The organism is Microvirga sp. P4_G7 (assembly GCF_056401005.1).
Genome location: NZ_JBFUKD010000194.1, coordinates 1 through 5,969 on the forward strand (window position 1 = coordinate 1; position 5,969 = coordinate 5,969).

Sequence of the window (5,969 nt, forward strand, 5' to 3'; positions counted from 1 at the left end):
GGTCTCGGCTCTTCCGATACGCCGTCGAACATCGTCGAAAACAGACATCGCATGGCGGCCGATCTGGACATTCCGGACAACGCACTTCTCAGCCTCTTTCAGGTTCATTCCTCCGACGTGGTCGTGGTGGACGGCCCGTGGACTGGGGAGCGGCCGAAAGCCGACGGCATGGTCACAAATGTCCCCAATCTGGCGCTGGCGATTTCGACGGCCGATTGCGGCCCGATCCTTTTCACCGATCCGCGGGCGAATGTGATCGGCGCGTGCCATGCTGGCTGGAAGGGAGCGCTCAACGGCATTCTCGAAGCGACCATCGAATCCATGGAAAACCTCGGCGCTCAACGGGAACACATCGTTGCCGTCCTTGGGCCGACCATCAGCCGGGAAGCATATGAGGTCGGTGCGGATTTCGTCGAGCGGTTCACCGAAGCCGATGGCGACAATCGCCGTTTCTTTTCGCCGAGCGCGCGCACTGGGCATGCGCAATTCGATTTGCCCGCGTATATCGGTTCGCGATTGACGGCGGCGGGAATTGGCGAGTTCGCCGATCTCGGGCTTTGCACCTATTCGGACGAGGAACGCTTCTATAGCTACCGGCGTACGACGCATCGCAAGGAACCGGACTACGGTCGCCTGATCTCGGCCATCTCGCTTCTTCCGAGTCCGCTCATTCTGTGATGCCGGCGATATCCGGCGTCTCCCAGGCGAGATGCTGTCCGCCATCGACCGCGATTGTCTGACCGGTCACGCTGCGCGCGCTCGCAAGGAACAACACCGCGTCGGCAATCTCATCGGGTGAGACGGCGCGACGCATCAGGACGCGTCGGGCCTGCTGCGCAAAATCGTCCTTCGACTGACGCACGCCAGCCAGCGTCGGACCGGGCGCCACCGCGTTGACGCGCACCTTCGGCGCCAACGCCTGGGCGAGGGTCTTCGTCGCGTCGAAGAGCGCCGCCTTGCTGAGCGCGTAGGAGAAGAACAACGGCGTTGGCTTCAACACCCTTTGATCGACGATATTGACGATCGACGCATCCAGTCCGTCGGGGACCTGTCGAGCAAAATCCTTCGCGATGAAGAGGGGAGCGCGAAGATTGACCTCAAGATGCCGATCCCAGGTCTCATCGACCAACGTGTCGATTTCGTCAGGTATAAATTCCGACGCATTGTTGACGAGCAGCGAGAGCGGACCGACGCGCTCGCGACTGACCTGAATCAATGCCGAGACGGCGATTCGATCGTTGAGATCTGCCTCGACGACGGCGGCTTGTCCCCCATGGTGAATGATTTCTTTCCGCAAACGCTCGGCCTGGTCGCCCGAATTGTGGCAGTGAATCGCAACAGCGAAACCCTCTCCCGCGAGCCTCTCGGCGATGCGCCTCCCGATCCTCGCCGCGCCGCCGGTCACCAGAGCCGCCTTCCGCACCGCCGTCTCCGCCTGCTGTTGCCATTATGCAGCAAAGATTTCCTTCTTGGATCCGAATTCAAGTTTTGGCGCGCGGATGCCGAACCAAACGCCAAGCGCGGCGTTTCATTTCCAGCGATGCCACAAGGGGACCGGCTTGCACATTGTCGCCACGTTACCGCCACGGTGCCTTCCGGTGCTGTGCTTGGCGGGCAACAGACCTCGTGCGGCCATCGCTCTATAAGGTGCCTGTAAGTCGTCCGGGGCCGTTTCGGTCTTGGGGCAGACAACGATAGGAATGGAGACCATGAAGAAGATTCTTCTCGCCGGCGTTGCGTTCGTCGGTTTTGCCGGAGCAGCCATGGCTGCGGACCTTCCCGCTCGCACGGCACCGGCCCCAGTCTATGCGCCCGCGATTCCGGTCTTTACTTGGACTGGCTTTTACGTCGGCGTGAACGCCGGTTACGGCTGGAACACCAACAATTCCAGGACCTTCGATCCGGTTCTCGGCTATTATGGTGACAGCGGCAGCGACGGCGGCTTCGTCGGTGGTGGCCAGATCGGTTACAACTACCAGATGGGTCAGTTCGTGATCGGTGCTGAAACCGACATTCAGTACGCCGATCTCGGCACGGATCGTGGCTACTACGGCAATTTTGGCGGTAGCAGCAGCGGCAACTGGTTCGGCACGTTGCGTGCCCGCGCCGGCTTCGCGATCGACCGCGCTCTCATCTACGCCACCGGTGGTCTTGCCTATGGTGACATTGGCGGCAACAACTCGATCTACAACCCGGCGCTCGGCTATTACCTGAGCAATGGCGACAGCACGAAGACCGGCTGGGTTCTCGGCGGTGGTGTCGAGTACGCGTTCACGAACAACCTGACCGCCAAGGTCGAAGGTCTGTACGTGAACCTCGGCAGCGACAACGGCAACGACTATCCCTACCTCGCGGGCGTCGGTTATTCCGGCAAGCGCGATACGGAATTCGGCGTCGTCCGGGCCGGCTTGAACTACAAGTTCAACACCTACTGAGATCGAGACTACTCCGATCGAAAAAGCCCGGTGGAAACACCGGGCTTTTTTGTATCAGCTCTTCATCTTGGTTTTCTCGAAGGCCGGCACGCGAGCTTCAAAGTCGGCGAGCCACGCCACCAGTTTCGGATGTGTCTTGCGCCACCGGCCTTCCATCCGCAAATCGAGATATCCAAGGGCGCAGGCCTGGGTGATATGGCCCACATGGATCTTCGCTGCCGGTTGAGAGAGAACATCCTCGGCATAGGACAGCGCCCGCGCCGCCTTGTCCGCATGATGCTCGACCCATCGCGGCTCGCGCTTGTCTTCCGTGCGCCAGCGGCCCTCATAAACCTCTAAAAGCGCAGCATCCATGATGCCGTCGGCAAGCGCCTGCTGACGAAGTGCTGCGAAGCGATCCCATCCGTCGGGGTAGATTTTTCCTCCGCCGGCGAGATGATCGAGATATTCCACGATGACCCGTGAATCGTAGAGTGCCTCGCCGTTCTCCAGGATGAGTGCCGGAATTTTCCCAAGCGGGTTTTGCTGACGCAACGTGTCGGCGGGGTTGTTGGTATCGGCCTCCGCGATCGTGATCTGGTCATGCAGACCGAGAAGGTCGGCGGCGATCTTGACCTTTCGGCCGAACGGTGAGGCGGGAGAAGAACGGAGAACTAGCATCGAATTGACCTCGGCGGGAATGACATCCCTCAATGGACAAAGCTCCGGCCGAGGGCAAGCCGTTCCTTCAGGCGGCGGGGCCGAAGGCTTCGCACCGATAGGCGCCGTAACTGCCGCGCGCAAGCCGATCCGCCAAGGCCGGCAGAAGGATCTCGGCCTCTTCTCTCAGCGTCCACGAGGGATTGAAGACCACCAGACCGCTCCCGTTGAGCCGAGAGGCGTCGCGCGGGTCGTCGACGAGCAGTTCCAGCCGCAAACCCGGACGCGGACTTTCATTCGTCAAACGCTTATAGAGCGCGTCGACGGGCGCCATATCCTTAATCGGATACCAACCGACATAAACCCCGGTCGGCCATTTGCGCAAAGCGTCGAGCAGCTCGGAACCGAGGCGATCAAGCTCGTTTGGCTGCTCGTAGGGCGGATCCACCAGAACGAGACCGCGCTTTTCTTTCGGGGGGATCAAGGAATGGAGCGCCGTCCATCCATCCAGATGCAGCACTTTGAGGTTCGTGACCGCATTATACCGCTCCGCCAAGGCGGCGTTGTCGGCCGGGTGGAGTTCCACGAGAACGCCGCGATCCTGAGACCGCAACATTTCGCGAAGGATCGCCGGGGAGCCGGGATAGATGGTCTCCCCATACCGAGCCCGAAGATCGGCGACGGTTTTGCGATAGGGCGCAAGCAGCGCCTCGACTTGCGGCGAGAACGGCTCAGCCAGCCGCCCGATCCCGTCGACCCATTCAGCCGTTCTGGATGATTGGTCCCCCTTCAGATTGTAGAGACCGATCCCCGCATGCGTATCGACGACGCGAAGCGGCGTGTCCTTGCGTTGAAGGTACGCAAGGATCCGCACGAGGAAGGCGTGTTTCATGACGTCGGCGAAATTGCCGGCGTGGAACGCGTGTCTGTAGTTCATCTGTCCCGCCGCGAGCCCGTGTCCGAAACCATGTTCATGGACGGTTATGGCCGGACAACGGACGGCAAGGCAAGCCGCGCCTCTCGAGGAGACGTACCTCCTCAGAAGACGCGCGCACTCGTGACGCCCAAATAGCAGAGCCCGTCGCCGGGCTTCGGGGTCTTGTTCGGAAAGATGATGTACCCGTCGCTCGGCGCCGCGACGGTCTCACCATCTGCCCTGCGAACGATGATCTCCCCCTTGGCGATGGTGTCCCCGGTATTCCAAGCTCCCTCGAGACGATCGCCCTCGGTGTTGCAGAGGATTACATCGACGATCTGGATCGCGGTGGYCGCGCTCACGGCCGGGGCCGGGGCATCGACAAGGCCGAGATGGGCCAATGCGTTGAGAATGGCGGCATAGCCGACCTCGATCGATTGCGGATCGTCGTGGGAACCGCATTCGAGGGTGACCCCATAGCCGCCGGCGAAGCGCATATACTCGGTCGTCCCGATTCCTTCCGCGCTCGCGGTTTCGTAACCGCGCTTCAACCGCTCCTTGACGAAGCGGTCGTACACATCGAGCCAGCCATGGATGACAACCGATGTTCCGAGCCTGACGGCAAACTCGCCTTCGGGCCTCGCGAAACGAAACGGTTCGATGGCTCCCGAATTGTCATTGGGACCGGCGAAGACGAAGGGCTCGCCTTCCGATTTGAACGAATGGATATCGAGCAGAACGTCATGCGCGCGTAGAAGCGCGCAAAGTCGATTTCCGATGACGTCCTCATAGTCCTGCGGAATCGGTTTGTCGCCAAGATTGCGATTGAGATTGCGATCGCCTTCGCGCGTGCGCTGGCGAAAGGCTTTCATGTTGGCAACAGGTACGAATGTCACCTCGCCCCGCTGGATGGAAAGGCGACCGGCGCGGCAATCTGCTATTGCGCGCAGGATAGCGTTGGGTCCGCAGGGTTCGTTGCCGTGGACAGCGCCGATCACGATCAATTTAGGGCCTGGCTTGAGTCCCGCGAAGGTCACGGTTTCCAGGGGCGATGTCACGTCCGGTGCTTGGACTACCTCCGCTCCCTCGTAGCCGATGTCGATCGTCATGCCCGGTTCGAGACGACGGACGAGTTCCATGAGGTCATTTGCAGGAACGCCGATGCATCCCGCTGTACCGCGCAGATCGGCGCGGGCCGCGTGAATGAACAACGCGCTACCGCGACCGGCCTCAGTCGTGCTGTCGTTGAAACCAATCGGGACGATGATATCGAAAAGCGGTTCATCGCGGATCCGCGCGAGCCGCTCGTCCTGGCGCTCATCACCGTCTGCGTACACCAAACGGTTATAGGCACCTCCATCCTCTTCCCAGATCATGCCAGCCGACAGAGGAACGAAGGGAAATGTCGAGCCATTTCCGAAATTCGGAAGGGCGGCCGAATTGTAGAATCCATAACGAAGCGGGAAGACTCCGATCGGCGTCCGCCTGTCGCCTTCGCGCTTCAACGACGCTTGGACGAGCCCGGCTGCGCCGACGACGCAGCGGATCGTCCAATCGTCGATCGACAACGTGGCGTGGTGGGTGTTGTCGCGCTCCTGCGGAACGCGGATGCGAATTGTGGGAATGCGAGCCATGTCCAGTCTTTCGATAATGGGCTGTGGTGCTGGTTCGAGCCTGCTCGCAAACCAGAACGCTTTGTCTAGTTGGCGATTTCCGCCACGCGGCGGCAACGAACGAAATGATCYTTCTCGATCTCCTCGAGCATCGGCGTCGGCGGCATCCGGCAAATGTCGCGCACTTCGGGGCAGCGCGGGTTGAAACCGCATCCTGTCGGTGGATCAAGCGGATTGGGTATCTCGCCGGTGATCTTGGTTCCCTGATTGCGACCGAACGGATCCGGGATCGCCGCGATGAGCGCCCGCGTATACGGGTGGCGCGGATTGGTGAAGATCGTTTCCCAACCGCCGGTTTCGACGATC

Annotated in this window: 7 protein-coding genes; 2 read left to right on the forward strand and 5 right to left on the reverse strand. The window is 60.9% G+C overall.

Going from position 1 to position 5,969, the window contains the following annotated elements:
* Positions 1 to 678, forward strand: a 678-nt coding sequence (gene pgeF, locus AC1DT3_RS10455) for a peptidoglycan editing factor PgeF (protein WP_477465190.1), incomplete at its 5' end; no start/stop codon positions are given.
* Here the strand turns inward: pgeF and AC1DT3_RS10460 are convergent.
* The gene (locus tag AC1DT3_RS10460; protein ID WP_477465191.1) at positions 668 to 1,423 is read right to left on the reverse strand and encodes an SDR family oxidoreductase; all 756 of its coding nucleotides are present in this window, start codon (positions 1,421 to 1,423) and stop codon (positions 668 to 670) included. The two genes, pgeF and AC1DT3_RS10460, sit on opposite strands and share 11 nt — an antisense overlap.
* 286 nt (positions 1,424 to 1,709) lie before the next feature.
* Here AC1DT3_RS10460 and AC1DT3_RS10465 point away from each other — a divergent pair, with 286 nt between their 5' ends.
* Complete coding sequence (locus AC1DT3_RS10465) at positions 1,710 to 2,435, forward strand: outer membrane protein (RefSeq protein WP_477465192.1); 726 nt, start codon at positions 1,710 to 1,712, stop codon at positions 2,433 to 2,435.
* Between the two features lie 54 nt (positions 2,436 to 2,489).
* Here the strand turns inward: AC1DT3_RS10465 and AC1DT3_RS10470 are convergent, their stop codons facing one another.
* From AC1DT3_RS10470 to AC1DT3_RS10485, 4 genes are all read right to left on the reverse strand, one after another.
* The gene (locus tag AC1DT3_RS10470) at positions 2,490 to 3,095 is read right to left on the reverse strand and encodes a glutathione S-transferase family protein (protein WP_477465193.1); all 606 of its coding nucleotides are present in this window, start codon (positions 3,093 to 3,095) and stop codon (positions 2,490 to 2,492) included.
* A gap of 67 nt (positions 3,096 to 3,162) precedes the next feature.
* On the reverse strand, positions 3,163 to 4,011 hold the full coding sequence (locus tag AC1DT3_RS10475) for a 23S rRNA (adenine(2030)-N(6))-methyltransferase RlmJ (RefSeq protein ID WP_477465194.1): 849 nt from the start codon (positions 4,009 to 4,011) through the stop codon (positions 3,163 to 3,165).
* Positions 4,012 to 4,112: 101 nt separating this feature from the next.
* A complete protein-coding gene (locus AC1DT3_RS10480; protein WP_477465195.1) occupies positions 4,113 to 5,624 on the reverse strand; it encodes a L,D-transpeptidase family protein in 1,512 nt (503 codons plus the stop codon).
* A 65-nt stretch (positions 5,625 to 5,689) separates the two neighbouring features.
* A partial coding sequence (locus AC1DT3_RS10485) for an oligopeptide/dipeptide ABC transporter ATP-binding protein (RefSeq protein WP_477465196.1) occupies positions 5,690 to 5,969 on the reverse strand: 280 nt, incomplete at its 5' end.

Excerpts from the sequence above, each read along its gene's own strand:
- AC1DT3_RS10465 (WP_477465192.1), top strand. The coding sequence starts at position 1,710 with ATGAAGAAGATTCTTCTCGCCGGCGTTGCGTTCGTCGGTTTTGCCGGA.
- AC1DT3_RS10475 (WP_477465194.1), bottom strand. The coding sequence starts at position 4,011 with ATGAACTACAGACACGCGTTCCACGCCGGCAATTTCGCCGACGTCATG.
- AC1DT3_RS10470 (WP_477465193.1), bottom strand. The coding sequence starts at position 3,095 with ATGCTAGTTCTCCGTTCTTCTCCCGCCTCACCGTTCGGCCGAAAGGTC.